The sequence below is a fragment of the Nocardia alni genome, assembly GCF_019038435.1.
Classification (GTDB): Bacteria; Actinomycetota; Actinomycetes; order Mycobacteriales; family Mycobacteriaceae; genus Nocardia; species Nocardia alni.
The window spans coordinates 15,311-41,934 of sequence record NZ_JAGPOX010000052.1 but is presented as its reverse complement, the minus strand read 5'-3'; the positions used below and the strand labels follow the sequence as shown (position 1 = coordinate 41,934).

The following is a 26,624-nucleotide window of genomic DNA, read 5'->3' as shown; positions in this document are numbered from 1 at the left end:
CGCTCGATCTCATCGTGGTCATCGCGCCAGCCTAGCCCGGCCGACCATCGCTGTTCGGTGGTGTCGGCCGGGACTCGGCGCGTTGCTCAGAGGCGTTCCAGGATCATCGCGTTGGACAGGCCGCCTGCCTCGCACATGGTTTGCAGGCCGTAGCGGGCGCCGCGCTCGCGCATGGCGTGCACGAGGGTGGTGGTGAGGCGGGCGCCCGAGGCGCCCAGCGGGTGGCCGAGGGCGATCGCTCCGCCGTTGACGTTGACCCGGTCCAGGTCGGCGCCGGTGTCGTGGGCCCAGGCCAGGACCACCGCGGCGAATGCCTCGTTGACTTCGAACAGATCGATGTCCTCCAGGCGCAGGCCGCTGCGCTGCAGAACCTTTCGAGTCGCCGGGATCACGGCGGTCAGCATCAGCAACGGATCGTCACCGGCGACGGCGAATCCGTGCAGCCGGGCCAGGGGGCGCAGGCCCAGCTGGGCGGCGCGCTCGCTGGTCATGATCAGGACCGCGGCGCTGCCGTCGTTGATCTGACTCGCGTTGGCGGCGGTGATATTCCAGCCGATCTCGGGGAATCGGGCGGCGTACTCGGGGTTGTAATACGCCGGGCGCAGTCCGGCCAGCGTGTCCAGGGTGCTGCCGACCCGAATTCCCTCGTCCGCCGTCAGGCCGGACAACGGCGCGAGTTCGGCCTCGAAGCCGCCGTTCTTCGTTGCCGCGGCGGCCTTTTCGTGACTGGCCAGGGCGAACTCGTCCATCGCCGGACGAGACAGGTTCCAGCGGGCGGAGATCAGTTCGGCACTGATCCCTTGCGGCACAAGGCCGTCCGGATAGCGCTCGGCGAACGCCACACCGTCGAGGTCGGTGGCGCCGGCCACGCTGGAGCCCATCGGAATTCGGCTCATCGACTCGAGCCCGGCCGCCACCACGATGTCGTATGCCCCGGCGATCACGCCCTGCGCGGCGAAGTGGATGGCCTGCTGGCTGCTGCCGCACTGCCGGTCGACCGTGGTGGCGGGCACCGATTCGGGATAGCCGGCGGCCAATGCGGCCCGGCGGGTGATGTTAGCGGCCTGCTCCCCGACCTGGGTGACCACACCGCCGATCACGTCGTCGATCAGCGCCGGGTCGATGCCACTGCGCTGTACCACCTCGCGCAGGCTGTGCGCCAGCAGATCCACCGGATGCACCGGGTGCAGGGCGCCGTTCGCCTTGCCCTTGCCGATGGGTGTGCGCACGGCCTCGACGATCACTGCGTCTCTCATCGCATGTCCTTTCGGCTGCCGCATCGTTGCGGCTGTCGCGGCGGGGTGCCGCGACGGGCGATCTAACTTGATCTGCCTATAGCCAGTTTAGGACGCTGACGATACTGATGGGAAGTCAGAGTTGTATGATCCATGTCATGCCCGTGGTGTTGGAAGGACCGTTGCGCGATCTGCGTTCGTGGAAGCCGGACGACTGTTCGATCGTCAAGGCGCTGGACATCGTGGGCACGCGGTCGGCGGTTCTGATCCTGCGTGAGGCGATGTACGGCACCACCCGCTTCGACGGCTTCGCCGAGCGGATCGGCATCACCGATGCCGCGGCGGCCGCGGCGCTGCGCAAACTCACCGAGGCGGGCCTGCTGAGCAAGCGGCCCTACCGGGAGGAGGGCAAGCGCACCCGCAACGAGTACGTGCTCACGCAGATGGGCACCGACGCCCTGCCGGTGGTGCTGGCCCTGTGGCAGTGGGGGGATCGGTATCTCCAGGGGAATGTGCCACCGCTGGAGCGGGTGGAGAACGATACGGGCGCACCCGTCCGGCTGGAGATCCGCAGTGAGGCGGGTAACGAAGTCCCCGTTGACAATCTGCGCGTCCGGGTCAACAAAGCATGGCGCCGCCGACACTGAGTTCGAACTCAGCGCCGGCTTATCGACCCTTGATCGAGACCGTGTGGCCCGGTTGTGCCAACGTGACAACTGATCTCGTGAGATTCGGGTAACTCGCCGGACCCGGGCCAACTCGTCCCCGCCCGACCGTCAACTGCCGACGCGACTGGTGCGGCACACGAGTGGCCCGAGGCGTGGGGAGGCGGCTCAGTTGAGGCGCTTGCCGTCTCCTGGCTCGAAGAAGTAGATGTTCTCCGGGTCGGCCGTGAGCGAGAGCTTCTGGCCCTTGGCCGGGGGATTGCGCCAGTCGGCGCGGGCGACGATGGCATCGCCTGTGCCCGAACTGTTCTCGGCGACGGCCCGGCCGTAGACGTAGGCGTCGGAGCCGAGTTCCTCGACCACGTCCACCTCCATGCCGATGCCCGAACCGTTGTCGCCGAACTCGAAGTGTTCGGGCCGGATGCCGACAACCACGTTGCCGTCCGTGCCGGTCAGGGCGTTGGCGTCGGTGACGCTGCGCGGTACCGGCAGCGCATGGCCGCCCAGGTGCACCGCACCGTCGGTCAGCGGCAGCGTGAACAGGTTCATCGCCGGTGAGCCCATGAATCCGGCGACGAACAGATTCGCCGGATCCCGGTACAGCTCGCGCGGCGAGGCGCACTGCTGCAGCAGGCCGTCCTTGAGCACCGCGACCCGATCGCCCATGGTCATGGCCTCGACCTGGTCGTGCGTGACGTAGACCGTGGTGGTGCCCAGGCGGCGTTGCAGCTGCGCGATCTGCGTGCGAGTCTGCACGCGCAGCTTGGCGTCGAGGTTGGACAGCGGCTCGTCCATCAGGAACACCTGCGGCTGGCGCACGATCGCCCGGCCCATCGCCACGCGCTGGCGCTGGCCGCCGGACAGCGCCTTGGGCTTGCGGTCCAGGTACTGCTCGAGGTCCAGGAGCTTGGCGGCCTCGAGCACCCGCTGCTCCTTCTCGGCCTTGGCGACCTTGGCCATCTTGAGCGCGAAGCCCATATTCTCCGCGACGGTCATATGCGGATAGAGCGCGTAGTTCTGGAAGACCATCGCGATATCGCGCTGCTTGGGCTCGGCGTTGGTGACGTCGTTGGCGCCGATCAGGATGCGACCGGCATCGACGTCCTCGAGTCCCGCGAGCATGCGCAGCGAGGTGGATTTGCCGCATCCCGAGGGACCGACGAGAACCAGGAATTCTCCGTCTTGGATCTCCAACTCCAGGGAGTCGACGGCGGGTTTGGTGGTGCCCGGATACAGCCGGGTGGCATGGTCGAAGGTGACCGTGGCCATGATGAATCAATCCCTTCACCGGCAGGAACGTGCCGGACGATCCGAGTAGAGGGTGGTCGCGGCGGTGCCGCGGATTCGAATCCTACTGGTCGGACGGTGAGTACGGGTCGGATCGACTGTTCGGGTCGACCTTCCAGGGATAGTGGGCCGGTGAACTCGCACCCGCGGCGGTAGCCTCGGTGACGGTCATTGTGCATAACACACACCTGTGAACATGGATTGTTCACATTCAAGGAAGGCGTCTCATGACCCGACCGGTTCGCATCGGAGTCCAGTTGCAACCGCAGCATGCCCCCGAGTACAACCTCATTCGCGATGCCGTGCGCCGCGCCGAGGACCTCGGCGTGGACATCGTGTTCAACTGGGACCACTTCTATCCGCTGTACGGCGATCCGGACGGCGCCCACTTCGAATGCTGGACCATGCTGGGCGCGATCGCCGAGCAGACCGAGCGCGTACAGCTGGGCGCGCTGGTCACCGGCGCCGGATACCGCAATCCGGACCTGCTCGCCGATATGGCCCGCACCGTCGACCACATCTCCGGCGGGCGTCTGGTCCTGGGCCTGGGCGCGGGCTGGTTCGAGAAGGACTACGACCAGTACGGCTACGAATTCGGCACGGCAGGAACCCGTCTGGCGCTGCTGAAGGAGTACATGGAGCGTCTGGTCGCCCGCCTGGGCAAGCTGAACCCGCAGCCGCTGCGCGATATCCCGATCCTGATCGGCGGTGGCGGGGAGCGCAAGACGCTGCGGCTGGTGGCCCAGTACGCCGACATCTGGCACTCCTTCGCGAATCTGGACGACCTGGAACGCAAGTCGAAGATCCTGGCCGACCACTGCGCGCAGGTCGGCACCGATCCGGCCGGGATCGAGCGGTCGGTGAGCTTTCCGGGCGTGGAGGCCGCCCCGGCGCTGGTGGCGGCGGGTGCGACGCTGTTCACCGTGAGCGCGGGTGGTCCCGACTACGACCTGACCCAGCTCGAAGAGGCGATCCGCTGGCGCAACGAGTTCAACCCGGAGTCCGTCACCGGGATCGCGTAGCGGCTGTCTTTTCGACGCCCGAGCGTTGGCATCCCGAGTTGCTCGAGCGGGTTGCCGCCTTGGCATGCCGCCGGCTGGAGTCCCGGATTTCGGATTCCGGCCGGTTGCATGGTCCCTGCCACGAGTACGCCGGGAGGACCGGGTCGATCGAATCAGGGTGATCAGATCGGTTCCGTGTAGAGCTCATCGACCGGATCATGGCTGCCGTGCTGGACGATCCCCGACCGCGTCACCGAGCCGTGCGGGACGTCCCGCTAATGTTTTCGGCTATGGTCCGTATGTCCCATTCACGAACCCGTGTGCTGGTCGCGATGCTGGCGATGGCGCCCGTGCTGCTGGTGGCCGCCTGCGGCTCCGGCGGCGGCAATTCGTCGGCAAGCCATGACCTCTGCTCGCCGCCTGGTCTTGCCTCGGCCTCGGCCGCACCCACCAACCTGGCGTCCGGCGCGGATGCGGGTGCGGATCACTACACCACCGCGACGACCGAGCCGCTGGACCAGATCGACGTCACCAAGCTGGGACTGTTGACGCCGGGCGTGCTGAGCGTGGGCACGCTCAGCGATGCGCCGCCGAGCATCTGTGTGAATTCGAAGGGCACGTTCACCGGATTCGACAACGAGCTGCTGAAGGCGATCGGCGCGAAACTCCGTCTGCGGGTGCAGTTCTCGGGCACCGAGTTCTCGGGTCTGCTGGCGGCGGTGGCCACCGGGCGCTTCGATGTCGGCTCGTCGAGCATCGATACCACCGATGTACGGCGGCGGCTGGTCGGCTTCACCAACGGGTACGACTTCGGTTACTACTCCCTGGTGGTGCCGAACGGCAGTGCGGTGCACGGTTTCTCGGATCTGAAGCCCGGCGCGCGCATCGGCGTCGTGCAGGGCTCGGTGCAGGACGAGTACGTGACGAGCACGCTGCACATGGATCCGGTGAAGTTCCCGGACTACGACACCACCTACGCGAGCCTGAAGTCCGGGCAGATCGACGCCTGGGTGGCGCCCTCGGCGCAGGCCACCGGCACGGTCAAACCCGGTGACGGAACCTCGATCGTGCAGAACACCTACAGCCCGAACAACTTCACCGCGTGGGCGGTGCGCAAGGACAATCAGCCGCTGATCGACGCGCTCAACGCCGGTCTGGACGCGATCATCGCCGACGGCACCTACGCCAAGCTCTACTCCAACTGGGAGCCGCGGGTGCTGCCGCCGGGCTGGAAGCCGGGGTCCAAGGCCGCGCCGGCGCCGCAGCTGCCCGATTTCGCCGCCATCGCCGCACAGCACAAGAGCGGTGCCACCACCGCTCAGGTCGCCCCGAAATCGACGCTGGCGCAGCTGCGCGCCACCTTCTTCGATTGGTCGTTGTACCGCAAGGCATTTCCCGACCTGTTCGAGACCGGTCTGCCGAATACCCTGATCCTGGCCCTCGTCTCGGGCGTGATCGGCACGATTCTCGGCATGCTGCTCGCGGTCGCGGGCATTTCACGCACCCGCTGGCTGCGCTGGCCCGCAAGGGTTTACACCGATATCTTCCGTGGTCTGCCCGCGGTCGTGATCATCCTGCTGATCGGGCTCGGCATCGGTCCTGTGGTGAAGAGCCTCACCGGCAACAATCCCTACTGGCTGGGTGCGGTGGCTTTGGCGCTGCTCGCGGCCGCCTACATCGGTGAGATCTTCCGCTCCGGCATCCAGTCGGTGGACGCCGGACAGCTCGAGGCCGCGCGGGCCATCGGGTTCGGCTACCGGCAGTCGATGAGTCTGGTGGTGATCCCGCAAGGTGTGCGAAGGGTGTTGCCCGCGTTGATGAATCAGTTCATCTCGCTGATCAAGGATTCCTCGCTGATCTACTTCCTCGGCCTGCTGTCCACGCAGCGGGAGTTGTTCGCCGTCGGCCGCGACCTCAACGCCCAGAGCGGCAACCTGTCCCCGCTGGTCGCCGCGGGCCTGGTGTATCTGCTGCTGACCGTCCCGCTGACCCATCTGGTGAACTACATCGACCGGCGACTGCGCACCGGGCGCACCGAGTCCGCGGCGGAACCGATCGAACAGGCCACCGTCACGGAAGGACGTGGAGCATGAGTTCCTCCCTGGCCGGCGTCGGCCTGAATCTCACCCTCGGCCGCAATCATGTGCTGCGTGGCGTCGACATCCACGTGGACGCCGGGCAGACCACCACCGTCATCGGCCCGTCCGGTTCCGGTAAGTCGACCCTGCTGCGCGTGCTCAACCGGCTCTACGAGCCGGACTCCGGCGACGTGCTGATCGATGGGACCTCGGTGCTCACAGAGAATCCCGACCGGCTGCGCCAGCGCATCGGCATGGTGTTCCAGCAGTTCAACCTGTTCCCGCACCGGAGCGTGCTGGACAACGTCGCCCTGGGCCCGCGCAAGCTGCGCGGGCTGTCCAGGGACGCGGCCCGGGCCGTGGCGCTGGAACAGCTCGAGATCGTCGGCCTGGCCGCGCGCGCGGACACCCGCCCGGCCAATCTGTCCGGCGGACAGCAGCAGCGGGTGGCCATCGCCCGTGCGCTGGCGATGAAGCCGGAGCTGATGCTGTTCGACGAGGCCACCTCCGCACTGGATCCGGAGCTGGTCAAGGGTGTGCTGGCACTGATGGCGGACCTGGCCTCGGGCGGTATGACCATGATCGTGGTGACTCACGAAATGGGTTTCGCCCGTTCGGTTTCCGACAGCGTGGTGTTCATGGATCAGGGCTTGGTCGTCGAATCCGGCTCGCCGGACCGGCTTTTCGACGACGCGCACACCCCGCGCCTGCGCCAATTCCTGTCGCAGGTGCTGTGACGACTCTCACATCTGCGCGTATCGCCCGAAGTCGCCCTGTGCGCCGCTGTAGACGTTGATATCGGTGTTGCCCGCTATGCCGGGCACGATGCCCGAATCGGTCTTCTGCCAGAAGGTCCAGGTCGGCCAGCCGCCGGGGACGTCGGGCGCGGGCTTACCGCTGTAGTCGGCGATCCACAGCGGATACTGGGTGAACTGGTTAGTATCCGCCATGGCGGTGCGCCAGAACCGCGGATAGGTGTAGATGATCGGCACCCGGCCGGTGAGCGACTGCACCGTGTTCAGGTAGCGGTGCGTCCAGTCGATGAGCGCCGCGGGCGGTAGTCCGCCGGAGGTCTCCAGGTCCAGGACCGGCGGCAGATCCAGCGGCCCGTTCTGGCCGAGCGCCACGGTGGCGTAGAGGGTTGCCTGCGGTTCGGGCGGCAAATTCGGCCGGGCGAAGTGGTAGGTGCCGCGGGCCACTCCGGCCGCGCGCATCAGCAGGCTGTCGGGGACGAAGTAGGGGTTCACGTAGCTCAGGCCCTCGGTGGCCTTGAGCATGGCGAAGTTGTGGCCCGCGGCGCGCACGGCGAACCAGTTGATGAACCTGCCGTCCACATGCTGCCAGGATGAGACGTCCGGCCCCGTCGAGTCCGCGGCGGACACTCCGGTTGCGGAGAGTATGCCAACGGTCGTCAGGGCAAATAACGAGCCGAGTGTGCGACGGACACTCGGACGAGCCTTCGTGCGTCGATACATGGCTTCGAGGGTAATGCCTGTGGCGATCATGACCGCAGTGATCGGTGACGCATATTAGCGACAGATGTGCTGATTTGTACAAAAGTCCCGAAACGCAGGCGCCTGCGGTGTGCGTTCAGCCGAGCCAGTCCAGTACCGAGGCCGCCGTCCACGACTGCTGCATACTGCCCAGCGGCGCACCGCTGAACGGATCGTAGTACTCGGCGAAGCTCCCGTCGCTGGCCTGTCGCAGCCCCTCCGCGCGCAGCATGAACGATCGCTCGGCCCAGCCGCGGCGGGCGAACACCCAGGAGAACAGCCAGCTCATCACCGGCCATACCGGACCGCGCCAGTATTCGGCGCGGCGGAAGTCCCGGGAGACCGGCGAGGTGGACGGCGGCAGCGCGTACCGCAGATCCGGATGACCGCAGAACCGCGGCCCCTCGAAGATCCGCAGCAGGCTGCGTTCGGCATCACGTGGCAGGCCGCCGCTCAGCAGCGGCGCGAAGATCGCCAGGGTCTCCGTGTCGATCCACTGGCCCAGGCGCAGGTCGAAATCGCGTGCGGCGCCCGAGCGCGGGTCGGCGGTATCCACCACGCCCGCGCGGAAATAGTCGGCCCATTCGTACAGCTCGCGCACGTCGGCGCGGGGCAGCCGGTAGTCCTCGCCGATGCCGGCCAGGACCTCACAGGCCAGCGCGAAGATGGCGGTGACGAAGACGTCCTCCACCGCGAAGCTCATCGTCGAGGCAAGTTCGTAATCGTCGTATCCGCCGCGGCGCATCTGCTCGACCAGCCACAGGTAGCGGTCGTACTCGCGGTCGGTCGGGCGCTGGGCGGGATCCACCAGCACGAGGTCCTCGCGCTCGTAGGGCGGCACATCGCCCGGGACCACGTTGGCGTAGGCGCGGTCCCAGCGCGGGGAGTTGTCCATGCCCGACTCCCAGCCGTGGTAGATCGTGATGCGGCCGTTCTGTTTCACGTCCCGGGCATTGGCGAGCCAGCGATGCCAGCGCATCAGATCCGTCCAGCGCCGATCCAGGAACTCCTCGGCCACCGCGCGGGTGCTGCGCCCGTGGCGGCGCGAATGATCCAGGATCCGCTGCACGGCGATCGCGTGCACGGGCGGCTGGGTGATGCCGGAGGTGTCCGGGCCGTCGGGCGCGTTGGCGGCCAGGCGGCGGCACTCCCAGCGCGCCGGTCCGGGGAAGTAGCCGTCCACGCCGTTGGCGAACACGATGTGCGGGATCATCCCGTTCTTCCACTGCGCAGACAGCAGGGTGTCCAGCTCGACCACGGCGCGCTCGACGCTCAGCGGGGCCAGGCCCACCGCGACGAAGGCGGCGTCCCAGCTCCACATGTGCGGGTACAGCTTGGGAGCGGCGCTGGTCATCGTGCCCAGATCGTTGCCGCGCAGCAGGTAGGCGGCCCGGGCCGCGAGTTGAGTTGGTGTGAAGCCGGGCCCGTTCATCCCTTTATTCTGCGACGACACCTTCAGGTACGCGCGCTGCGCACCCTCCTGGGGCTCGGCGGCCTGGGACAGATCGGCGATCGGCCCGCCTGCGGCAGTTCTCACCTGGTGCCTCGGTTTCGTGAATTGCACGGTTCATGAATCACGGCCATGTGACTGTGGAGCTGACCCGAGATTGATACACCCAGTTGTGCGATAACCGCCACCAATATGGATATCCACGCCGCTCGGGAGGATAGTGCGCCGGTGGAGCACGCGCAGGCGGCGGCATGTTCGCGGCTGGTTAGGGTGAGGTCCATGACTGCTTCCGGTGTCACATCCAGCCAGCCGATCGCGCTGATCACGGGGGCGAGCCGAGGGCTGGGTGCGGCGATCGCCAGGGAGTTGGCGCCCACGCACCGGCTGCTGCTCGGCGCGCGCACCGCCGAATCGCTCGCTCCGATCCTGGCCGAGCTGCCCGGCGCGACCGGCTGGCCGGTGGAGCTGACCGATTACGACGCGCTCGCGGCGGCCACCGCGTCGATCGAGCGTCTCGATGTGCTGGTACACAACGCCGGTGTGGCCGAATTGGGTTCCATCGCGGACTCTTCGGTGAAGCAGTGGCGAAATACCTTGGAGGCGAACCTGATCGCCGTCGCCGAGTTGACCAGACTGCTGCTGCCCGCGCTGCGGGTGGCCGAAGGCCATGTGGTGCTGATCAATTCGGGCGCGGGACTGCGGGTGAACCCGGGGTGGGGAGTCTATGCCGCCAGCAAGTTCGGTATGCGAGCCTTCGGTGACGCGCTGCGGCTCGAGGAACCGGACCTGCGGGTGACCTCCCTGCATCCCGGCCGCATCGACACCGATATGCAGCGCGCCATCGTCGCGGGGGAGGGGCGAGAGTATCGGCCGGAGGACTTCCTGACCCCCGAGACCGTCGCGCGGGCGGTGCGCACGGCCGTGGAGACGCCGCACGACGCCCACCCCACCGAGATCGTCCTGCGGCCTATCGCGCGCTGAACGATCCCGGCGCCCCCGTGACGATCAGGCGACGACGTTGACCAGGCGCCCCGGGACGACGATGACTTTGCGAGCGGGCTTGCCGTTCAGGAACTCCAGCAGCTTCTCGTCCGCCAGGGCGGCGGCCTCGATCGTCGCGGCGTCGGCCGCGGCGGGGACGCTGACCCGGCTGCGGACCTTGCCGTTCACCTGGATCGGATACTCCACCGAATCCTCGACCAGCAGTGCGGGATCCGCGACGGGGAACGGACCGTGCGCCAGGGCGGCGGTGTGGCCCAGGCGCTCCCACAGCTCCTCGGTGATGTGCGGGGCCGTCGGCGCCAGCATCAGCACCAGCGGTTCCACCAGCGCACGCGGGGCGCCGTCGGGGTAGTTCTTGGTCAGGAAGTTGGTCAGCTCGATCAGCTTCGCGCCCGCGGTGTTGTCGCGCAGATGGGCGTAGTCGTCGCCGACACCGGCGATCGTGCGGTGCAGCAGGCGCAGCGCCTCGGCGGTCGGCTCGGCGTCGGTGACCCGCACCGCGCCGGACTCCTCGTCCACCACCAGCCGCCATACCCGCTGCAGGAAGCGGTGCGCGCCGACTACGTCCTTGGTCGCCCACGGACGCGAGGTGTCCAGCGGACCCATCGACATCTCGTAGAAACGGAAGGTGTCCGCGCCGTACAGATCGCAGATCTCGTCGGGGGAGATGGCGTTCTTCAGCGACTTGCCGATCTTGCCGTACTCCTGGACGACCTCCTCCTCGACACCGGAAGTGTTGGTCCAGAAGAACTTCCGGTCCCGCTCGACGACCTCGGCGGCCGGCACGGGCGTCCCGCGCGAATCCCGGTAGGCGAAGGCCTGGATGTAGCCCTGGTTGAACAGGCGGCGATACGGCTCCGGGCCGGACACGTGGCCCAGGTCGAACAGCACCTTCTGCCAGAAGCGCGAGTACAGCAGGTGCAGCACCGCGTGCTCCACGCCGCCGACGTACAGATCCACGCCGCCCGGGTCCTTCGCACCGTGTTCGGCCGGACGCGGGCCCAGCCAGTACCGCTCGTTCTCCGGCGCGCAGAACACCTCGGTATTCGTCGGATCCGCGTAGCGCAGCTGATACCAGGAGGAACCCGCCCACTGCGGCATGACATTGGTGTCGCGGCGGTAGGTCCGGGGCCCGTCGCCCAGATCCAGTTCGACGTTCACCCATTCGGTGGCCTTGGCCAGCGGCGGCGACGGCTCGGAGTCGGCGTCCTCCGGATCGAAGGTGACCGGCGCGAAGTCCTTCACCTCCGGCAGCTGCACCGGCAACATGGATTCCGGCAGCGGATGGGCCTGGCCTGTTTCGTCGTACACGATCGGGAACGGCTCGCCCCAGTAGCGCTGGCGGGCGAAGAGCCAGTCGCGCAGCTTGTACTGGATGGTGCCGCGGCCGTGGCCGTCGGCCTCCAGCTGCGCGATCACCTTGGCCTTGGCGGATTCGATATCCAGCCCGTCCAGGTAGCCGGAGTTCACCAGCGTGCCCTCGCCCGAATACACCGCCTGCGAAACATCGCCGCCCGCGACGACTTCCAGGATAGGCAGACCGAAGGTGGTGGCGAAGTCCCAGTCGCGCGCGTCGTGGCCCGGTACGGCCATGATCGCGCCGGTGCCGTACCCGCTCAGCACGTAGTCGGCGATGAAGATCGGCACCTGCGCGCCGTTCACCGGATTGGTGGCGTAGGCGCCCAGGAAGACGCCGGTCTTGTCCTTGTTCTCCTGGCGCTCCAGATCCGATTTGGCCGTGATCGACTTGCGGTACGCCGCAACGGCTTCGGCGGGGGTGGCGGATTCGAACGTCCAGCGCGCGTCGGTGTCGGCGGGCCAGGCGCCCGCGGTCAGCGTGTCGACCAGTTCGTGCTCGGGGGCCAGTACCACATACGTCGCGCCGAACAGGGTGTCGGGCCGGGTGGTGAAGACCTCGATGACCTCGTCGCCGGCGGCGAACGTCACCTGCGCCCCGCGCGAGCGGCCGATCCAGTTGCGCTGCATGGCCTTCACGTTGTCCGGCCAGTCCAGCTCGTCCAGATCGTCGATCAGGCGGTCGGAGTACGCGGTGATGCGCATCATCCACTGCCGCAACCGCTTACGGAACACCGGGAAGTTGCCGCGATCGGAGCGGCCGTCGGCGGTGACCTCCTCGTTGGCCAGTACGGTGCCCAGGCCCGGGCACCAGTTGACGACCGATTCGGTCTGGTAGACCAGGCGATACGAGTCGATCAGAGCGGCGCGCTCGGCCGGATCGCGCTGCGCCCAGGCCGGGCCCTCGGCGGGTGTGCGTGCGCCGCTGTCGAATTCGGCGGTCAGCTCGGTTATCGGTCGCGCTGTGTTCTTGGTCTCGTCGTACCAGGAGTTGTAGATCTGCAGGAAGATCCACTGCGTCCACTTGTAGAACTCGGGGTCGGTGGTGGCGAACGAGCGCCGCTGGTCGTGCCCCAGGCCCAGCCTGTCCAGCTGGCGCTGCATGGTGGCGATATTCGACTCGGTGGTCACCCTCGGGTGGGTGCCGTGCTCCACCGCGTACTGCTCGGCGGGCAGGCCGAAGGCGTCGTAGCCCAGGGCGTGCAGCACGTTGCGGCCGGTCATGCGGTGATAGCGGGCGAAGACATCGGTCGCGATATAGCCCAGCGGATGTCCGACGTGCAGGCCCGCGCCCGACGGATACGGGAACATGTCCTGGATGAACAGCTTGTCGACCGGGGTGGGGCCGCTCAGCGGGCCGACCGGATTGGGCGCGTGGAAGGTGCCGCGCTCCTCCCAGGCGCGCTGCCACTTGCGTTCGACGACTCCGGCCAGCTCGGCACTGTAGCGGTGTGCGGGCACGTCGCTGGTACCGGCGGCGGCGCCGGGTGTTTCTGTTGCACGAGTGTCCTGCACGTTTCTGCCTTCTGCTAGTCCTGTATCTCCCCGGATGGCGTTGCTCATCAGGGTAGAGCGTGTGCATGTCAAGGCCCAAAAAGGGGCACGGGTCACACTGGGCCCGACCCGCAGGGGTCCGGATTCGCCTGCCGAGTAGCGTGATCGACGTGTTCGTAGTGGCGTTGATCCTGTTCGTGCTGGCGGCCGTCGCCGTCGTCACCGGGGTACTCGGGCTGATCGGCGCCCTGCCCCGCAACCGTTTCTTCGGTGTGCACACCGAAGAGGCATTGCGCACGCCGGAGGCCTTCCGCGTCGCCAACCGGGTCGCCGCGCCCACCTCGGTCGGCGCGGGTGTGCTGCTGGCCGCGGGCGCGGTCGGTGCGCTGGCGGCCCCGGTCGTGGTCGGGATCGTGGCCGCGGTGCTCACCGCCGTGATCGCGCTGTTCGCCCTGGGTGCGGGCGCGAACGCCGCCGGACAGTCCGTCGCGGGCTCGGCCCCCGCACCCGAGATCGGCGACTGCGGCCACGCCTGTGGCGCCTGCGCGCTGCGCGACGCCTGCCAGCCGGCCAACTGAGCCGGCCCGGATCGATGGGCGCTGTCTCTACCGGCGGTACCGACGCTCGCGCCGCGGTGACGGTCGGCTTCGACCTGGATATGACGCTGATCGACTCCCGCCCCGGCATCCGTGCCTGCTATCTGGCCCTGGCCGAGCGCACCGGCGTCGATATCGACTGCGATCTGGTGGTCACCCGGCTCGGCCCGCCGCTCGAGGACGAACTCGCGAACTGGTTCCCGGCCGAGGCCGTCCCGGAGATGCTCGCGCTGTACCGGCAGCTGTACCCCTCCTTCGCCATCACCGGGACCCGGGCGATGCCCGGCGCGCGCGAGGCGGTGGCGGCGGTCCAGGCCACCGGCGGCCGCGCGGTCGTGGTCACCGCCAAGTTCGAACCGAACGCCAAGTTGCACCTGACTCACCTGGACATCGCGGCCGATGCGGTCGTCGGGGATCTGTGGGCCGAGGGTAAGGCGCAGGCGCTGCGCGCACACGGCGCCGCTGTCTACGTCGGCGATCACGTCGGTGACGTCCGGGGCGCGCGCACCGCGAACGCCTATTCCGTCGCGGTGGCCACCGGCCCCTGTTCGGTCGAGGAGTTACAGGCGGCGGGCGCGGACGTGGTGCTCCCGGACCTCACCGCATTTCCCGGTTGGCTCGCCGCCCACCGCGCACACTGATCCGCCTGACGGCCGGGGTCACCGAAGTCCACCGGTGGCGAATTGCAGCCCGAGGCTCGCGGCCGTCACGACGATCCACAGAATTCCACCGAGCAGTACCGGACGTGGTCCCGCCGCGCGCAGACTCGACAGGTCGGTCGACAGTCCGATGGCCGACAGCGCGGTGGTGATCAGAAATGTCGAAACCAGGCTCAGTGCGTGATGGCTGTGCGCCGGAATCAGCCCGGCCGAGTTGGCGGCCGCGACCAGCAGGAACCCGACCAGGAACCAGGGCACGAGGCGACGTAACCGCAGTCGGGGCGCCGTCGGCCGCGCACCGGGCTCCGGTCGCGATCCGCGCCCGGCCACCGCGGCCAGGCCCAGGCAGACCGGAATGATCCACAGGGTGCGGGTGAGCTTGACGACGACCGCGTAGTTGGCCGCCGCCGCACCGTAGGTCGTCGAGGCCGCCACCACCGAGGACATGTCGTTCACCGCCGTGCCGGCGAACAGTCCGAAACTGTGCTGGCTCAATCCCAGCAGGTGCCCGAGCAGGGGAAAGGTGAGGACCGCGGCGATATTGAACAGGAAGATCGTGGAGACCGCGTACGCGACGTCGACCCCGACGGCGCCGATGACGGGGGTCACCGCCGCGATGGCCGAGGCGCCGCAGATGCCGGTGCCGACGCCGATCAGCGTGCGCAGATCGCCGACGATCCCCATCCAGCGCCCGATGAAATAGGCCGCGACCAGGCATATCGCGAGCGTGCCCGCCATCACCGGCAGCGAACTCACCCCGACCCGCACCACCTCGGTCAGCGACAGTTGCGAGCCCAGAATCACCACGGACAGTTGCAGCACCGTCTTGCTCGCGGTGCCGATGCCGGGCTTCAGGCGTGTGCCCGGGCGGATCACCACGGCCAGGACCACGCCGATCACGATGCCGATGACCGGTCCGCCGACGATCGGCAGCAGCCGCCCCAGAGCCGTCGCGGCCGCCGCGATGGCCAGCGCGAGCCCCAGGCCGGGAATCGTCCCGAGAGCCGTGCTCAGCCGCGAAAGGCTCGTCGAACGGGTCGGCGAGCCGGCGGCCGTCTCGGGCGGTGACAGGGTGTCGCGCTGCATGAGACCACCCTGCGCTCAGGGCAATGCGGCTGGTAGGCACCATTGTCGAGGGTATCTATAATGTTTGGTTATGGGCAGTTGGTTTGGTTGTGGCTGAGACGCACCGCCTGGATCTGGATCTGGACGCCCTGCGTCTGCTGGTGGATGTCGCTGATCTGGGCAGTATTTCGGCGGCGGCCCGCGCTCAGCGGATCAGCCAGCCCGCGGCCAGTAAGCGGATCAAGACGCTGGAGGCGCGCCTGCGCCTGGAACTGCTGGACCGGCGCAGCCGGGGCGCGGAACTGACCGACCACGGCCGGATGATCGTCGAATGGTGCCGCTCGGTCCTCGACGCCGCCGACGCGCTGGTCACCGGGGCGCTGGCGCTGACCTCGCAGGCCCAGGCCACGGTCCGGGTAGGCGCCAGCTTCACCGTGGGCGAGTACCTGATGCCCCGGTGGATCGCGGAATTCCGGCTGCGTGGCGAGCATCCGCACGTCCAGTTGCGTGTGGCCAACTCCCACGAGGTCGTCGCCGCCCTGCGGGCCCGCGAAATCGATCTGGGCTTCGTGGAATCCCCCGAGGTCCCCACCGATCTGCACAGCCGCAGGATCGGCCGGGACCGGCTGGTCCTGGTGGTCGCGCCGGAACATCCGCTGGCCCGGCGCCGCCGCCCGCTCACCGGCCGCGAACTGGCGCGGATGCGGCTGGTCACCCGGGAAAGTGGTTCGGGCGCACGGGAAACCCTGGAACGCGCGCTCGGCGAACCGATGGCCGAACCGGCCATGGAGCTGATGACGAATTCGGCGGTCAAGGTGGCCGTCGCCGCGGGGGAGTTCGCCGCGGCGCTGCCGGAACTGGTGGTGAATCAGGAACTGCACGACGGCAGGCTCGTCGAGGTGCCGCTGGTCGACGTGGATATGACGCGCACACTGCGCGCGGTGTGGCGGCGGGGTACCCGGTGGCGCGGTGCGACGGGTGATTTCCTGACGTTGGTGGCGAACAAATCGCGTGTTCAGGCAGCCGCGTCCCCGTGAGTGTCCGCGCACGCCGAAACCCCCGGCGCGGCGGCCGGGGGAGAGGCGAAGGCTCAGCCGGCCTTGCGGCGGAACTGAACCTTGGCCCACACGTAGCCGATCAGTCCGATCACCACGCACCAGCCGATCGCGAGGATCCCGTTGTCGCCGATCGGCGTACCCATCAGCAGGCCGCGCACGGTCTCGGTGAGCGGGGTGAAGGGCTGATATTCGGCGAACTGCCGCACGCCCACCGGCATGGTGCTGGTCGGGATGAGGCCGCTGCCCAGCATCGGCAGGTACATCACGGGCATGGGGGTGTTGCTGGCGTTCTCCGGGCTGGAGGCCGCCATGCCGAAGCCCGCGCCGAGCCAGTTCAGTGCGAAGATCGCCAGCGCGATCAGTCCGATGGCGGCCAGCCATTCCAGCGCGTTCGCGTGCGGCCGGAAGCCCAGCGCCAGCGAGACCGCGACCATGAGCGCGACCCCGAGCAGGCCCTGGAGCATGGTGCCGAGCACCTCGCCGGTGAGGATCGCCGAATGCGAGAACGACATGGTGCGGAAGCGGTTGATGATGCCCTTGGTCATATCCGTGGCCACCATCATCGACACCGAGGTCACCAGCAGTGCCGGAACCATCAGAATCATGCCTGGCGCAACGTAATTGATGTACTTCTCCCCGCCCAGGGCCTTGCCGAACGCACCACCGAAGAAGAAGTCGAACATCAGCAGCAGCGTGACCGGCATGATGATCAACATCGCGGACAGGCCGGGATATCGCCTGGCGTGCACCATATTCCGGCGAAACATGGTGGCCGTGTCGGCCAGAGCGTGAAAGGGGGAGGGTGAGCCGGCGGGGTGGGTGAACACAGTGGCGGTGCTCATTACACGTTTTCCTTTTCGGTGGTCGGTGCTCCGGTGAGGGTGAGGAAGACGTCGTCGAGGTCGGGGGTGTGCACCGCCAGGCCCTCCGGTTCGATGCCGGCGGTGTCGAGTCGGTCCAGGACGCTGCGCAGCGAGCGCACGCCGCCGTCGCTGGGCACCGCGAGGGTCAGATCCTCGGCGTTCGCCGCCCCGCCGACCGCCAGCGCGGCGGCGTCGAGGGCGGTGTGGTCGGCGAAGGTCAGCCGGATATGTCCGCCGGGTACCAGGCGTTTGAGCTCTTCCGGGGTGCCTTGGGCGACGATGCGGCCGTGGTCCAGTACCGCGATCCGGTCGGCGAGTTCATCGGCCTCCTCCAGGTACTGGGTGGTGAGCAGGACCGTCACGCCGCCCGCGACCAGCTCGCGGATGATGCCCCACATGGTGCGGCGGCTGCGCGGATCCAGGCCGGTGGTCGGCTCGTCCAGGAAAATGATGCGGGGCGCGCCGACCAGGGTCATGGCCAGATCGAGCCTGCGGCTCATGCCGCCCGAGTAGGCCTTCGCGGCCTTGTCGGCCGAGTCGAGCAGATCGAACCTGGTCAGCAACTCCTCGGCGATGCGGCGGCTCTCCCCGCGCGGCAGATGGTGCAGATCTCCCATGAGCAGCAGGTTCTCCCGGCCGGTCATCAGCTCGTCCACCGCGGAGAACTGCCCGGTGACGCCGATCTCCCGGCGTACCGCGTCGGCGTCGGCGACCACGTCGTGGCCGCCCACCCGGATGTCGCCGTCGTCGGCGCGCAGCAGCGTGGTCAGGATCTGCACGGTGGTGGTCTTGCCCGCGCCGTTCGGGCCGAGCAGGGAGAAGATCGTGCCCTGCGGCACGGTGATGTCTATCCCGTCGAGCACGACCTGCTCGCCATAGGATTTGCGCAGGCCGCGGGCCTGGATGGCCGGTGTGCCGGGGTCGTCGGTCATGGTGATCCTCTAATCAATAAATAGGGATGAATGCATGATTCGACCGATCCGTGACCGCTGTGGAATGCGGTCAAGGTGATCGGTCGGCCTGTGTAGTCGGTTGCGCGGGTCCGGCATGGCGGTCCAGGCCGGACCCGCCGCGCGTCAGATGTCGAGATCCTCGATGTGCGGTCGGTCGGCGATGCCGGCGACCCGCTCATAGATGTGGTCGGGAACCTTGCCTTTCAGATCACTGATCGAGTCGTAGATATCCATGGTGAAATCGCCCCAGTCCGGCTCGGTGACCCCGAGCATGCGACGCCAGTTGCCGAAATCCTTGATCCAGTTGGTCTCGGTCGGATACTCGGACCACTTCGAGCGCTGGGAGTGCACGACGTACTTGTCCTTGCGGCTGCGGTAGACGCGGACCCGCCGAAATGCCTTGTCGCCGGTGTCGTGCCAGTCGGTCAGCAGCGTGCCGGAGAAGCGGACCTGCCGGGCGCCGTTGTGGCCGACGGCCAGCACGATCTCGTCGAAACCCGCCTGGCGGCCCTCCTCGAGCTCGATGAACCGACGCAGGGCCGTCACGATCGCGCCCGACAGGTTGCCGCCGACCAGCTCCTGAGCGCGCTGGAACAGGGGAAGGTCGTCATCGGAGACGTACACGGTCTTGTTGGGCATGTCACAACTATACGTAGACGTATACATACACACAAGGGCTCTCGCGGAACCTTCCATCAGGAAACAACTGAACCTTCGGAACGAGTTCCTCGTATTTCGGATCAGGTGCGGTTGTCGCCGCGCCGATGTCCTCGCAGGAAGGAGCGCCGATGTCCGCGAGAGTGGTGGACTACCTGGTGCGGGCCATCGAAACCCTCGGTGTGCACCACGTCTTCGGGGTCGACGGGGCCAATATCGAGGATCTCTACGACGCGATCGCCGAGTTTCCCCAGCTCACCGGGGTGGTGGCCAAACATGAATTCTCCGCCGCCACCATGGCCGACGGCTACGCCCGGGTCACCGGCGGGCTGGGGGTCGTGATGGCCACATCCGGCGGCGGTGCGATGAATCTCGTTGCCGGACTGGCGGAATCGTTCGCCTCGCGGGTGCCCGTGCTGGCGCTCGTCGGGCAGCCGCCGACCGCGCAGCAGGGCGCGGGGGCATTTCAGGATACCAGCGGATTAGCCGGAACATTCGATGCCGCAAAGCTTTTCGGACAGATCTCGCATTACTGCGGGCGGGTGACCGCGGCCGACGAGGTGCCCTGGCAGCTGACCCGGGCGATCGCCGCCGCGCGGCAGGGTGGACCGGCGGTGCTGTTGCTGCCCAAGGATATTCAGCAGGCCTCGCTCGGGCAGGCGGCATTCGAACCGCCGTTGACCGGGCAGGTCCGTGACGAGGCCGGGATGGAACGCGTCGCCGCGGCGCTGAAGACCGCGCGTGCCACCGGCAAGATCACCGTCATCGCCGGCGATCAGGTGGCCCGCGACGACGCCCGCCCCGAATTGCTGCGGCTGGCCGCGGCCCTGGACGCCGCGGTGGGTGTGGCTCCCGACGCCGTGGACGTCTTTCCCCGCGACGAGCCGGGATACTGCGGGGTGGCCGGAAGTATGGGCCACCCCGAACTCGTCGACGCGGTCCGGCGCAGTGCGCTGTGCCTGCTGGTCGGGACGCGTCTGCCGGTGACGGCCCGCGCCGGGCTGGACCAGGCGCTCGCGCAGACGACGGTGGTCAGCATCGGGGCGCAGGCTCCGTATCCGAAGACGATTCATGCCGACAGTTCCTATCTCGCAACGGATCTCGCGGAATTGGCGGGGGATGTCGTCCCGTCGGCCCCGGCCTCGTCCCGGCGTGCGGAGTTGACGCCGCTGCCGGTCCCGAAATCCGACGGTCCCGGCCTGCGCTACCGGGATATCGTCGAAACCCTCAACATCGCTATAGAGCCCGGCGCCGACGTCTTCGCCGACGCGGGCAATACCGGGGCGGCGGTGGTGCACCACTTGCGACTGCCGCGCGAGAGCCGGTTCGTCGTCGCGCTCGGGATGGGCGGGATGGGGTACGCGTTCGGCGCGGGCATCGGCTCGGCCTTCGCCCGCGACCGCCGTACCTTCGTCGTCGCCGGGGACGGCGCCTTCTTCATGCACGGCATGGAGGTGCATACCGCCATCGAGCATCGATTGCCGGTGACGTTCGTGATATTCAACAACAACGCGCACGGCATGTGTGTCACCCGTGAGCATGTGTATTACGGAGATCGATACAGTTTCAACAGGTTTCAACCGGCGCGCATCGGCGCCGGAGTGGCCGGGATGTTTCCGGAGCTGCCCGCCTATTCACCGGAGAGCATCGACGAGTTGGCCACCGCTCTGCGGTTCTGCATGAAAACACCCGGGCCGTCATTCATTTCGGTCGAATGCGACCCCGACGAGATACCGCCGTTCAGCCCGTTCCTGTCCGCATAAGAGGAGGCACCCGTGACAACCAGCGCCTTGCCCGCACTCAGCGATATCCCACCCGAGGAAATCCCGGCGATATTGCGCATCGAGAATTCCGACCGTGAGGCCACCACGCCGATCATCATGGACATGCTCCGGTCGGTCTATCCGCACGATCAGGTATTCGGCCAGTTCTGCCCGGTGCAGGCATATATCGACGCGCCGCCGCGCGAGGTGTTCGAATACCTCTCCGATACCCGATGCCTGGAGGAATGGACCTACAGCCTGCGCGGTTTCGTCGAGACCGACGAGCCCGGACTGTGGCTGGCCTACGACCGGCTGGGCCCGGAGACGAAGATCTACACCCGCACCGTCGCGCACGCCGACGCGATGACCGTCGACTATCACTGCGCGTGGGACCAGGGCAAGCACCTGTGGATGATCTATCTGATGCGGGTGGTGGACGCGCAGGCGGTGTTCGACAAGCCGGGTTCGGTTGTGCTGTGGGTGAATTGCCATCATCCGTTCTACGACGAGAATCCGTTCCCCGAGGCGGCCCCGCCGAAACGACCGGTGTGGGTCGGTGATTTCTGGGACATGTTCTCCGCCGGACATCAACTCGAGATGGACAACCTCAAGGCGATCTGCGAGTACCGTGCCGCGCACGGCCTGCCGATCACACCCGACTGGATGAAATGAGCGGCAGGCCCATGAGCACCACTGGCATCACTCCAACGCAGTCACTTCCGCCGGTCAGCCTGATCGACGTCGCCTCCTATCTGCCCGGCGATCCGGTCGGCACGGAGTACTTCACCCCCTATATGCGCTCGGACCGCATGGCCAAGAACGTGATGTTCCGCTCGCCCAAGGCGCGTCACCATGTCGGCCGCGACGAGACGCCCATGGACATGGTCGCCAAGGCCGTCGAACCCCTCGTGGAACGGCACGGGATGGACGCGATCACCGATGTCGACGTGCTGATCACGCACACCCAGCTGCCGCACAACCCGATCGTCGGCGTCGGTTCGGAGGTGGCCCGGCACATGGATATGCGCCCGGGCTGGGTGCTGGACATCCAGAACAGCGGATGCGCGGCCTTCGTGTACATGATGAGCCTGGCGCGCATGATCCTGCAGACGACCGACGCCCGGTCCGCGCTGATCGTCACGATCCAGAACTCCGCGGGCACGGTGTTCACCACGCCGGACATCCGCAAGCTCGCCCAGGCGCCCGTGCCCGGAGACGGTTGCGGTGTCGGGCTTCTGGTGAAGAGCGACCAGGCCCCGATCCTGGACGTGGAGTGCCGTACCTACCCGGAGTTCGGCGGGGATATGGACTTCAACACCGGTTCCGAGCGCAAGTGGTGGGAGCCCGGCGAGGGCCAGCCCTGCGTCGGCTTCACCGAATCCAAGATCACCAAGGTGTTCGCGCGCGGCAACCGGCTGGTGCCCGAGGTGGCACTGGAGGTGTGCGACCGGATCGGGGTGAAGGGTCGTGACATCGACACCTTCGTCACCAATCAGCCCAACAGGCTGTTCCTGCGCAACTGGCACGATGCGCTGGAACTGCCCGCCGAACGTCATCCCGACACCTTCGACCGGTGCGGAAACCTCTTCGCCGCGGGCATTCCCGTCACGCTCGATATCGAGAATCGGGCAGGGCGGCTGCGCAACGGGTCGGTCGTCATGCTGGCGGCGTTCGCGCACGCCGGTGATTTCGCCGGCGCCGCGGCGGTGCGCTGGGGCGCGGCACAATGAACGCCGGGTCGGTCTCGGCGCGGCGCGGCGAGCGATCGGCCCGACGGGATGCGGTCTTCGCGCATGCGCCGGAATCGGTCCGCTTCGATCTGGCCCTGAGCGAGAATCCCTTTCCGCCACTGCCTTCGGTTGTGGATGCGCTGAATCACACGCTGACGCAGGCGAATCGGTATCCGGAATTCCTGCCGCAGCGCCTGCCCCGGCTGATCGGCGAGCACCTCGGCGTCGACGCGGACCGGGTGGTGGTCGGCGCCGGGGCGACCGGGGTGATCCTGCAGATCATGCAGACGCTGTCCGGGGCGGGGCGCGAGATGGTGTTCGCCGCGCCCACGTTCGACGGCTATCCGATCATGGCGGCGATGGCCGGCCTGGAAGCCGTTCAGGTGCCGCTGGATTCGTCCGGACGCCAGGATCTGTGGGGTATGGCCCGGTCGATCGGGGAGCAGACCGCGCTCGTCGCGATCTGCCGTCCGCACAATCCGACCGGTACGGTGGTGCGGGCCAGTGAGCTCAAGGCGTTCCTGTTCGGCGTGCCGCGGCACATTCCGGTGATCCTGGACGAGGCGTATGCGGAATTCCTGAGCGCCGGCGACGCGCTGGATCCGCGGGAGCTGATTGCTCGATATCCGAATCTGCTTGTGCTGCGCACCTTCTCGAAGGCATACGGGCTGGCCGGGCTGCGCATCGGCTATGCGTTCGGTGCCCGGGATCTGATCGGCCGGGTGCGCCGGTTGCAGCTGCCGTTCGGCACGCCCGAGACCGCGAGCACCGCCGTCGCGGCGTCCTATGCCGCGGGCGCCGAGCTGAGCGAACGCATCCTGCGGATCACCACCGAACGAGAGAGTCTGCGAACGGAACTGCGCCGCAGCGGGATTCGCGTTCCGAGGAGTCACGCGAACTTCCTGTACCTGCCCGGCGCCGATACGGCGCGGACACTGGCTCGTGCGGGAATCGCGGCCAAGGCGTACCCCGACGGCAGCGCCCGCATCGCCGTCGGCGATCCGGCCGCCGCCCTGGCCGTGCGGCGGGCGCTCAGTGCACCGTCGCCGAACCGGCTCGCCCGTTCGGTCCGGCTGGAGGACACCGGCATATGGTCGCGAACAGTTCGGTCAGTGCCCGATACGCCGATGAACTGACCGCCCCCTCCCGGCAACCGAATACTGTCCTGCGGATCCGATTCCCGGCATGCTTGCGGCCGGGATCCACCGCAAACCCGGGTGCGGCAGATGAATTCCCCCTCGAGCACCCGGGAATGACGTGAACGGCCGGTGCGGCGGTTCAGAACGTGCTGCTGAGCATCAGCTGATTCGTCGTCGCCGCCCGGATCTCGACCGACCGAATCTGATTCGGCGGCACCGAGGTGGTGCCGTCCGGGGTCAGCGTCTGGCCCGGGCGGGCGGTCCACTGCGCCACCATCGCCTCCGTGCCGTCGGTATGGACCACCCACAGCGCGCCGCGCCAGGTGTAATCGGTCACCGACGGCGCGTAGGTGCACGACATCTCCACCCGGGTGCCCTCGGGCACCGCGACCAGCTTGACGCTCGCGGTGATGGGCGAGGCGGTCACCTGATCCATCTGCCGCTCGACCACCACGTGTTCCGCGGCCGGCGGGGCGGTGTGCTGCTTACCCAGGGAGTTGGTCACCGGAACGGCGATCGCCACCGCCGCGGCGGCCGCGGCCACCGCACCGCCCAACGCGAGCCAGCCTCCGCGACGCCGCTGCCGGCGGGTACGCGATGCCAGTCGCGGCAGCAACTCGGTCGGCGGCTCGGCGGCCTCGGCGGTCCGCGGTTCCGCGGGCGGTTCGACGGGCGAATCCACCAGCGCCAGCGCGACCGCCGGGTCGACCCGGCCGAGCAGTGGGGGCAGTCCGGCCAGATCGGCCACCGCCGCCTGACAGTCGGCGCACTGCGCCAGGTGCGCCTCGTATTCCAGCCGTTCGGCGCGGCTCAGGGCGCCGAGGACGTACGGCGCATCCCACATCTCGTAGGCGTCGCCCGTCTCGGGGACCACCGCCTCCGTCACTTCGTCACCCCCATCTCCTGTAATGCCGAGCGCAGCGCGCGCATCCCGTAATGCATACGGGACTTGACGGTGCCCTCGGGGATGGCCAGCTCGGTCGCGATCTGCTGGGTCGACAGACCGCGGTAGTACGCGCGCACGATCACCTCGCGGTGGTCCGTGCTCAACCGGGCCAACGCGTCCGCGATCAACCAGCTGTCCAGGGCCCGATCCGCCTGATCGGGGCTGGCCTGCTCAGGCGGATTGTCGGTACGGAACTCGCGCCGGTGGCGGGCGCTGCGATGCTCGTCGAACGCCATGTTGCGGGCGACGGTGAACAGCCAGGCCCGCGCCGAGGCGGTGGACTCCAGCACGTTCGGCCGCTGCCAGGCCCGCAGCAGGGTCTCCTGGACAATGTCCTCGGCCCGGCCGGCATCACCGACCAGGCTGTAGGTGTACCGCCACAGGGCCGTCGAATGCTGGTCGTACAGGGCCCGCAGCAACTCGGCCTGATCGTGCGACGCACCGTCCGGTATTCGGGGAGCACCCCGGTTGGGGCGGGTGTCGGCGCCGTCGCTCGACGTGCGCGGTGAGCTCGCCACGCGCTCACCGTATCAGGCGGCGGGTCGCGGATGCCCTGGTTGATGCAGTCGCCACACTAGGTAAATACGTGGTTAGTTGCGTTCCAGTTCGATCGGATGTGTGGCGAGCAACGACAGCGGCAGCGGTTGGCGGCGCAGCACCTGCGCCCACAGATCCACCCGCCGGGCGATGGGATCCGAGGGCAGCGCCGAGGTCACGATCCAGTCGCCGCGATCGAGTTCACCCTCGAGCTGGCCGAAGGTCCATCCGGCGTATCCGGCGAAGATGCGGATGCCCTCCACCAGCGGGGCGATCATGTCCGGATCCGAGTCCAGGTCCAGCAGCGCCACCCGGCCGTCCACCCGGCGCAGGCCCGAGATCCGGTTGATGGCCGTGCCCACCTTGACGGTGGTCAGGCACAGCGCGGCGTCGCGTTTCACCGGACCACCGACATAGAGCGCGCGGGGCGAGGCGGCCAGTTCGGACCAGCGCGGCAGGACATCCTGCACGGCGGTATCGCTGGGGCGGTTCAGCACGACGCCGAGAGATCCGGCGTCGTTGTGCTCCACTATGTACACCACGGTGCGGCGGAACGAGGGCTCGACCAGGTCGGTCGCCGAGACCAGCAGAGAGCCGGGCCGCACCACCTGATCCTCGTGCCGGAATTCGCGTCTGGAGCGGTCGCCGTGTTCCTCTGCGCGTGCCACCCCGCAATCATCGCACTACATAACCCCAACCGCTGCGTTAATTCTCACGGATGAAACTTTTACCCTTGGTGATCGAATGGCCCGGTGGCGGCGCGGGTTCTAGGGTGACTGCATGGATCGGCCCGAGGTTGTGCTGGAAAACAGTGACGCCGTCTACGAGTTCTACACCGAGCACCGCCAGCATCGGTTGCAGGCATGGGGCGCCTACGCGATTCTCGCGCGCCGATACCGGCCCCGTATCGGATACGCGCCGGGTGCGCGGGAGAGCCTACGCAGGGTGATATCCGGGCGACGGCCGCTGCTGATCGTGATCAACCATCTGTCCCAGCAGGATCCCTATACCGTCGCGGCGGCGGCATGGCGCAGCGCGCTGCGGCCGGTGATCGGGCGTACCCGGGTGCTGGCGAAGGACGAGTTGTTCGCCGAGCCGGATCTGCGGCGCCGAATCGATATGATGGGTGGAATTCCGGTATTCCGCGGTAAGGACTACGGGTTGCGCGCGGTGAATGCCGCCGGTCAGCGAATGATCGACATCTGCGCCGAGCGAATGGCGCGCGGGGACGGCATCGCGATCTTTCCGGAGGGCACGTGCAACGACGTCGATCCGGCGCGGGTGCAGGCGGTCGGCAGCGGTGTCGGGCATATCGCGTTCCGGGCGATGAAACTCGGCGCCGACCCCGTGCTGGTCCCCCTCGGGCTCAGTTATGGGCCGCGCGCGGACCCGGCGGTGGAACCGACCAAATCCGACGCGGTATCGGCCAGTTTCCATTTCGGCGTTCCGGTGCCGGAATTGCCCGCCCGTCCGGCCGAGGTCGCGCGGCTGGTTCGCGACGAACTTCAGCACGCCCTGGACGGCGCCGTCGCGGCCTATTGAGCGCCGGGCGCGACGGGCGAACTCGCCGTCACGATGGTTGAAGATCCGGAAAAAG

General features: G+C 67.9%; 25 protein-coding genes. 13 read left to right on the top strand and 12 right to left on the bottom strand.

Annotated features, from left to right (window positions below):
- Nucleotides 1–86 precede the first annotated feature (86 nt).
- Nucleotides 87–1,256, bottom strand: a complete 1,170-nt coding sequence (locus tag JZ791_RS20755) for a thiolase family protein (protein WP_216896820.1) — start codon at nt 1,254–1,256, stop codon at nt 87–89.
- 137 nt (nt 1,257–1,393) lie between these two features.
- On the opposite strand from JZ791_RS20755, the gene JZ791_RS20750 reads away from it, so the two are divergent.
- Nucleotides 1,394–1,882, top strand: coding sequence for a winged helix-turn-helix transcriptional regulator (locus JZ791_RS20750; RefSeq protein WP_254206026.1), 489 nt, complete (start codon nt 1,394–1,396; stop codon nt 1,880–1,882).
- A 186-nt stretch (nt 1,883–2,068) separates the two neighbouring features.
- On the opposite strand, the gene JZ791_RS20745 is transcribed toward JZ791_RS20750, so the two are convergent.
- On the bottom strand, nt 2,069–3,169 hold the full coding sequence (locus JZ791_RS20745; RefSeq protein WP_216896818.1) for an ABC transporter ATP-binding protein: 1,101 nt from the start codon (nt 3,167–3,169) through the stop codon (nt 2,069–2,071).
- 245 nt (nt 3,170–3,414) lie between these two features.
- Between JZ791_RS20745 and JZ791_RS20740 the strand changes: the two genes are divergently transcribed.
- The 3 genes from JZ791_RS20740 (at nt 3,415) to JZ791_RS20730 (ending at nt 7,003) form a co-directional block, all read left to right on the top strand.
- Nucleotides 3,415–4,209 (top strand): LLM class F420-dependent oxidoreductase, encoded by a 795-nt coding sequence (locus JZ791_RS20740; RefSeq protein WP_216896817.1) that lies wholly within the window; start codon nt 3,415–3,417, stop codon nt 4,207–4,209.
- A 278-nt stretch (nt 4,210–4,487) separates the two neighbouring features.
- Nucleotides 4,488–6,281 (top strand): ABC transporter substrate-binding protein/permease, encoded by a 1,794-nt coding sequence (locus JZ791_RS20735; RefSeq protein ID WP_438804546.1) that lies wholly within the window; start codon nt 4,488–4,490, stop codon nt 6,279–6,281.
- On the top strand, nt 6,278–7,003 hold the full coding sequence (locus JZ791_RS20730) for an amino acid ABC transporter ATP-binding protein (protein WP_216896815.1): 726 nt from the start codon (nt 6,278–6,280) through the stop codon (nt 7,001–7,003). Before JZ791_RS20735 ends, JZ791_RS20730 begins: the two co-directional genes overlap by 4 nt.
- Before the next feature lie 6 nt (nt 7,004–7,009).
- Here JZ791_RS20730 and JZ791_RS20725 read toward each other — a convergent pair whose 3' ends face one another.
- A complete protein-coding gene (locus JZ791_RS20725) occupies nt 7,010–7,741 on the bottom strand; it encodes a glycoside hydrolase family 25 protein (RefSeq protein ID WP_216896814.1) in 732 nt (243 codons plus the stop codon).
- Between the two features lie 115 nt (nt 7,742–7,856).
- Nucleotides 7,857–9,191 carry a glucosylglycerate hydrolase gene (gene ggh / locus JZ791_RS20720; RefSeq protein ID WP_216896843.1) on the bottom strand — a complete coding sequence of 445 codons (1,335 nt, stop codon included), beginning with the start codon at nt 9,189–9,191 and terminating at the stop codon, nt 7,857–7,859.
- A gap of 297 nt (nt 9,192–9,488) precedes the next feature.
- Here ggh and JZ791_RS20715 point away from each other — a divergent pair, with 297 nt between their 5' ends.
- Complete coding sequence (locus tag JZ791_RS20715) at nt 9,489–10,190, top strand: SDR family oxidoreductase (protein ID WP_216896813.1); 702 nt, start codon at nt 9,489–9,491, stop codon at nt 10,188–10,190.
- Nucleotides 10,191–10,214: 24 nt separating this feature from the next.
- Here the strand turns inward: JZ791_RS20715 and leuS are convergent, their stop codons facing one another.
- A complete protein-coding gene (gene leuS / locus JZ791_RS20710; protein ID WP_308163009.1) occupies nt 10,215–13,082 on the bottom strand; it encodes a leucine--tRNA ligase in 2,868 nt (955 codons plus the stop codon).
- A gap of 149 nt (nt 13,083–13,231) precedes the next feature.
- On the opposite strand from leuS, the gene JZ791_RS20705 reads away from it, so the two are divergent.
- Both JZ791_RS20705 and JZ791_RS20700 read left to right on the top strand, forming a co-directional pair.
- Nucleotides 13,232–13,639, top strand: a complete 408-nt coding sequence (locus JZ791_RS20705) for an SdpI family protein (RefSeq protein WP_216896811.1) — start codon at nt 13,232–13,234, stop codon at nt 13,637–13,639.
- 14 nt (nt 13,640–13,653) lie between these two features.
- On the top strand, nt 13,654–14,298 hold the full coding sequence (locus tag JZ791_RS20700; protein WP_216896810.1) for an HAD family hydrolase: 645 nt from the start codon (nt 13,654–13,656) through the stop codon (nt 14,296–14,298).
- 18 nt (nt 14,299–14,316) lie between these two features.
- On the opposite strand, the gene JZ791_RS20695 is transcribed toward JZ791_RS20700, so the two are convergent.
- The gene (locus JZ791_RS20695) at nt 14,317–15,402 is read right to left on the bottom strand and encodes a YeiH family protein (RefSeq protein ID WP_216896809.1); all 1,086 of its coding nucleotides are present in this window, start codon (nt 15,400–15,402) and stop codon (nt 14,317–14,319) included.
- A gap of 89 nt (nt 15,403–15,491) precedes the next feature.
- Here JZ791_RS20695 and JZ791_RS20690 point away from each other — a divergent pair, with 89 nt between their 5' ends.
- Nucleotides 15,492–16,418 (top strand): LysR family transcriptional regulator, encoded by a 927-nt coding sequence (locus JZ791_RS20690; RefSeq protein WP_216896808.1) that lies wholly within the window; start codon nt 15,492–15,494, stop codon nt 16,416–16,418.
- A gap of 53 nt (nt 16,419–16,471) precedes the next feature.
- Here the strand turns inward: JZ791_RS20690 and JZ791_RS20685 are convergent, their stop codons facing one another.
- The 3 genes from JZ791_RS20685 to JZ791_RS20675 form a co-directional block, all read right to left on the bottom strand.
- Nucleotides 16,472–17,281 carry an ABC transporter permease gene (locus tag JZ791_RS20685; protein ID WP_216896807.1) on the bottom strand — a complete coding sequence of 270 codons (810 nt, stop codon included), beginning with the start codon at nt 17,279–17,281 and terminating at the stop codon, nt 16,472–16,474.
- Nucleotides 17,281–18,234 (bottom strand): ATP-binding cassette domain-containing protein, encoded by a 954-nt coding sequence (locus JZ791_RS20680; RefSeq protein WP_216896806.1) that lies wholly within the window; start codon nt 18,232–18,234, stop codon nt 17,281–17,283. Before JZ791_RS20680 ends, JZ791_RS20685 begins: the two co-directional genes overlap by 1 nt.
- Nucleotides 18,235–18,378: 144 nt before the next feature.
- Nucleotides 18,379–18,894: an EXLDI protein gene (locus JZ791_RS20675; RefSeq protein ID WP_216896805.1), complete on the bottom strand. Its 516-nt coding sequence runs from the start codon at nt 18,892–18,894 to the stop codon at nt 18,379–18,381.
- 149 nt (nt 18,895–19,043) lie between these two features.
- Between JZ791_RS20675 and JZ791_RS20670 the strand changes: the two genes are divergently transcribed.
- The 4 genes from JZ791_RS20670 to JZ791_RS20655 are packed head-to-tail and all read left to right on the top strand — an operon-like array spanning nt 19,044 to nt 23,541.
- A complete protein-coding gene (locus JZ791_RS20670) occupies nt 19,044–20,675 on the top strand; it encodes a thiamine pyrophosphate-binding protein (protein ID WP_216896804.1) in 1,632 nt (543 codons plus the stop codon).
- A gap of 12 nt (nt 20,676–20,687) precedes the next feature.
- Nucleotides 20,688–21,347 (top strand): SRPBCC family protein, encoded by a 660-nt coding sequence (locus JZ791_RS20665; protein ID WP_216896803.1) that lies wholly within the window; start codon nt 20,688–20,690, stop codon nt 21,345–21,347.
- Nucleotides 21,348–21,358: 11 nt separating this feature from the next.
- Nucleotides 21,359–22,405, top strand: a complete 1,047-nt coding sequence (locus JZ791_RS20660) for a 3-oxoacyl-ACP synthase III family protein (RefSeq protein ID WP_216896802.1) — start codon at nt 21,359–21,361, stop codon at nt 22,403–22,405.
- Nucleotides 22,402–23,541 (top strand): aminotransferase class I/II-fold pyridoxal phosphate-dependent enzyme, encoded by a 1,140-nt coding sequence (locus tag JZ791_RS20655; RefSeq protein ID WP_216896801.1) that lies wholly within the window; start codon nt 22,402–22,404, stop codon nt 23,539–23,541. The genes JZ791_RS20660 and JZ791_RS20655 overlap by 4 nt, the downstream gene beginning before the upstream one ends.
- A gap of 142 nt (nt 23,542–23,683) precedes the next feature.
- Here JZ791_RS20655 and JZ791_RS20650 read toward each other — a convergent pair whose 3' ends face one another.
- The 3 genes from JZ791_RS20650 to JZ791_RS20640 form a co-directional block, all read right to left on the bottom strand.
- On the bottom strand, nt 23,684–24,430 hold the full coding sequence (locus tag JZ791_RS20650; protein ID WP_308163008.1) for an anti-sigma factor family protein: 747 nt from the start codon (nt 24,428–24,430) through the stop codon (nt 23,684–23,686).
- On the bottom strand, nt 24,427–24,942 hold the full coding sequence (locus JZ791_RS20645) for a sigma-70 family RNA polymerase sigma factor (protein ID WP_216896841.1): 516 nt from the start codon (nt 24,940–24,942) through the stop codon (nt 24,427–24,429). Before JZ791_RS20645 ends, JZ791_RS20650 begins: the two co-directional genes overlap by 4 nt.
- Nucleotides 24,943–25,080: 138 nt before the next feature.
- A complete protein-coding gene (locus JZ791_RS20640) occupies nt 25,081–25,695 on the bottom strand; it encodes a YqgE/AlgH family protein (protein ID WP_216896800.1) in 615 nt (204 codons plus the stop codon).
- A 112-nt stretch (nt 25,696–25,807) separates the two neighbouring features.
- Between JZ791_RS20640 and JZ791_RS20635 the strand changes: the two genes are divergently transcribed.
- The gene (locus JZ791_RS20635; RefSeq protein WP_216896799.1) at nt 25,808–26,569 is read left to right on the top strand and encodes a lysophospholipid acyltransferase family protein; all 762 of its coding nucleotides are present in this window, start codon (nt 25,808–25,810) and stop codon (nt 26,567–26,569) included.
- Nucleotides 26,570–26,624 lie beyond the last annotated feature (55 nt).

What these genes read in the sequence shown, in the direction of transcription:
- JZ791_RS20755 (WP_216896820.1), bottom strand. Translation starts at nt 1,256, where the DNA reads ATGAGAGACGCAGTGATCGTCGAGGCCGTGCGCACACCCATCGGCAAG.
- JZ791_RS20750 (WP_254206026.1), top strand. Translation starts at nt 1,394, where the DNA reads ATGCCCGTGGTGTTGGAAGGACCGTTGCGCGATCTGCGTTCGTGGAAG.
- JZ791_RS20745 (WP_216896818.1), bottom strand. Translation starts at nt 3,169, where the DNA reads ATGGCCACGGTCACCTTCGACCATGCCACCCGGCTGTATCCGGGCACC.
- JZ791_RS20740 (WP_216896817.1), top strand. Translation starts at nt 3,415, where the DNA reads ATGACCCGACCGGTTCGCATCGGAGTCCAGTTGCAACCGCAGCATGCC.
- JZ791_RS20735 (WP_438804546.1), top strand. Translation starts at nt 4,488, where the DNA reads ATGTCCCATTCACGAACCCGTGTGCTGGTCGCGATGCTGGCGATGGCG.
- JZ791_RS20730 (WP_216896815.1), top strand. Translation starts at nt 6,278, where the DNA reads ATGAGTTCCTCCCTGGCCGGCGTCGGCCTGAATCTCACCCTCGGCCGC.
- JZ791_RS20725 (WP_216896814.1), bottom strand. Translation starts at nt 7,741, where the DNA reads ATGTATCGACGCACGAAGGCTCGTCCGAGTGTCCGTCGCACACTCGGC.
- ggh (WP_216896843.1), bottom strand. Translation starts at nt 9,191, where the DNA reads ATGAACGGGCCCGGCTTCACACCAACTCAACTCGCGGCCCGGGCCGCC.
- JZ791_RS20715 (WP_216896813.1), top strand. Translation starts at nt 9,489, where the DNA reads ATGACTGCTTCCGGTGTCACATCCAGCCAGCCGATCGCGCTGATCACG.
- JZ791_RS20700 (WP_216896810.1), top strand. Translation starts at nt 13,654, where the DNA reads ATGGGCGCTGTCTCTACCGGCGGTACCGACGCTCGCGCCGCGGTGACG.
- JZ791_RS20695 (WP_216896809.1), bottom strand. Translation starts at nt 15,402, where the DNA reads ATGCAGCGCGACACCCTGTCACCGCCCGAGACGGCCGCCGGCTCGCCG.
- JZ791_RS20685 (WP_216896807.1), bottom strand. Translation starts at nt 17,281, where the DNA reads ATGAGCACCGCCACTGTGTTCACCCACCCCGCCGGCTCACCCTCCCCC.
- JZ791_RS20680 (WP_216896806.1), bottom strand. Translation starts at nt 18,234, where the DNA reads ATGACCGACGACCCCGGCACACCGGCCATCCAGGCCCGCGGCCTGCGC.
- JZ791_RS20675 (WP_216896805.1), bottom strand. Translation starts at nt 18,894, where the DNA reads ATGCCCAACAAGACCGTGTACGTCTCCGATGACGACCTTCCCCTGTTC.
- JZ791_RS20670 (WP_216896804.1), top strand. Translation starts at nt 19,044, where the DNA reads ATGTCCGCGAGAGTGGTGGACTACCTGGTGCGGGCCATCGAAACCCTC.
- JZ791_RS20660 (WP_216896802.1), top strand. Translation starts at nt 21,359, where the DNA reads ATGAGCACCACTGGCATCACTCCAACGCAGTCACTTCCGCCGGTCAGC.
- JZ791_RS20655 (WP_216896801.1), top strand. Translation starts at nt 22,402, where the DNA reads ATGAACGCCGGGTCGGTCTCGGCGCGGCGCGGCGAGCGATCGGCCCGA.
- JZ791_RS20635 (WP_216896799.1), top strand. Translation starts at nt 25,808, where the DNA reads ATGGATCGGCCCGAGGTTGTGCTGGAAAACAGTGACGCCGTCTACGAG.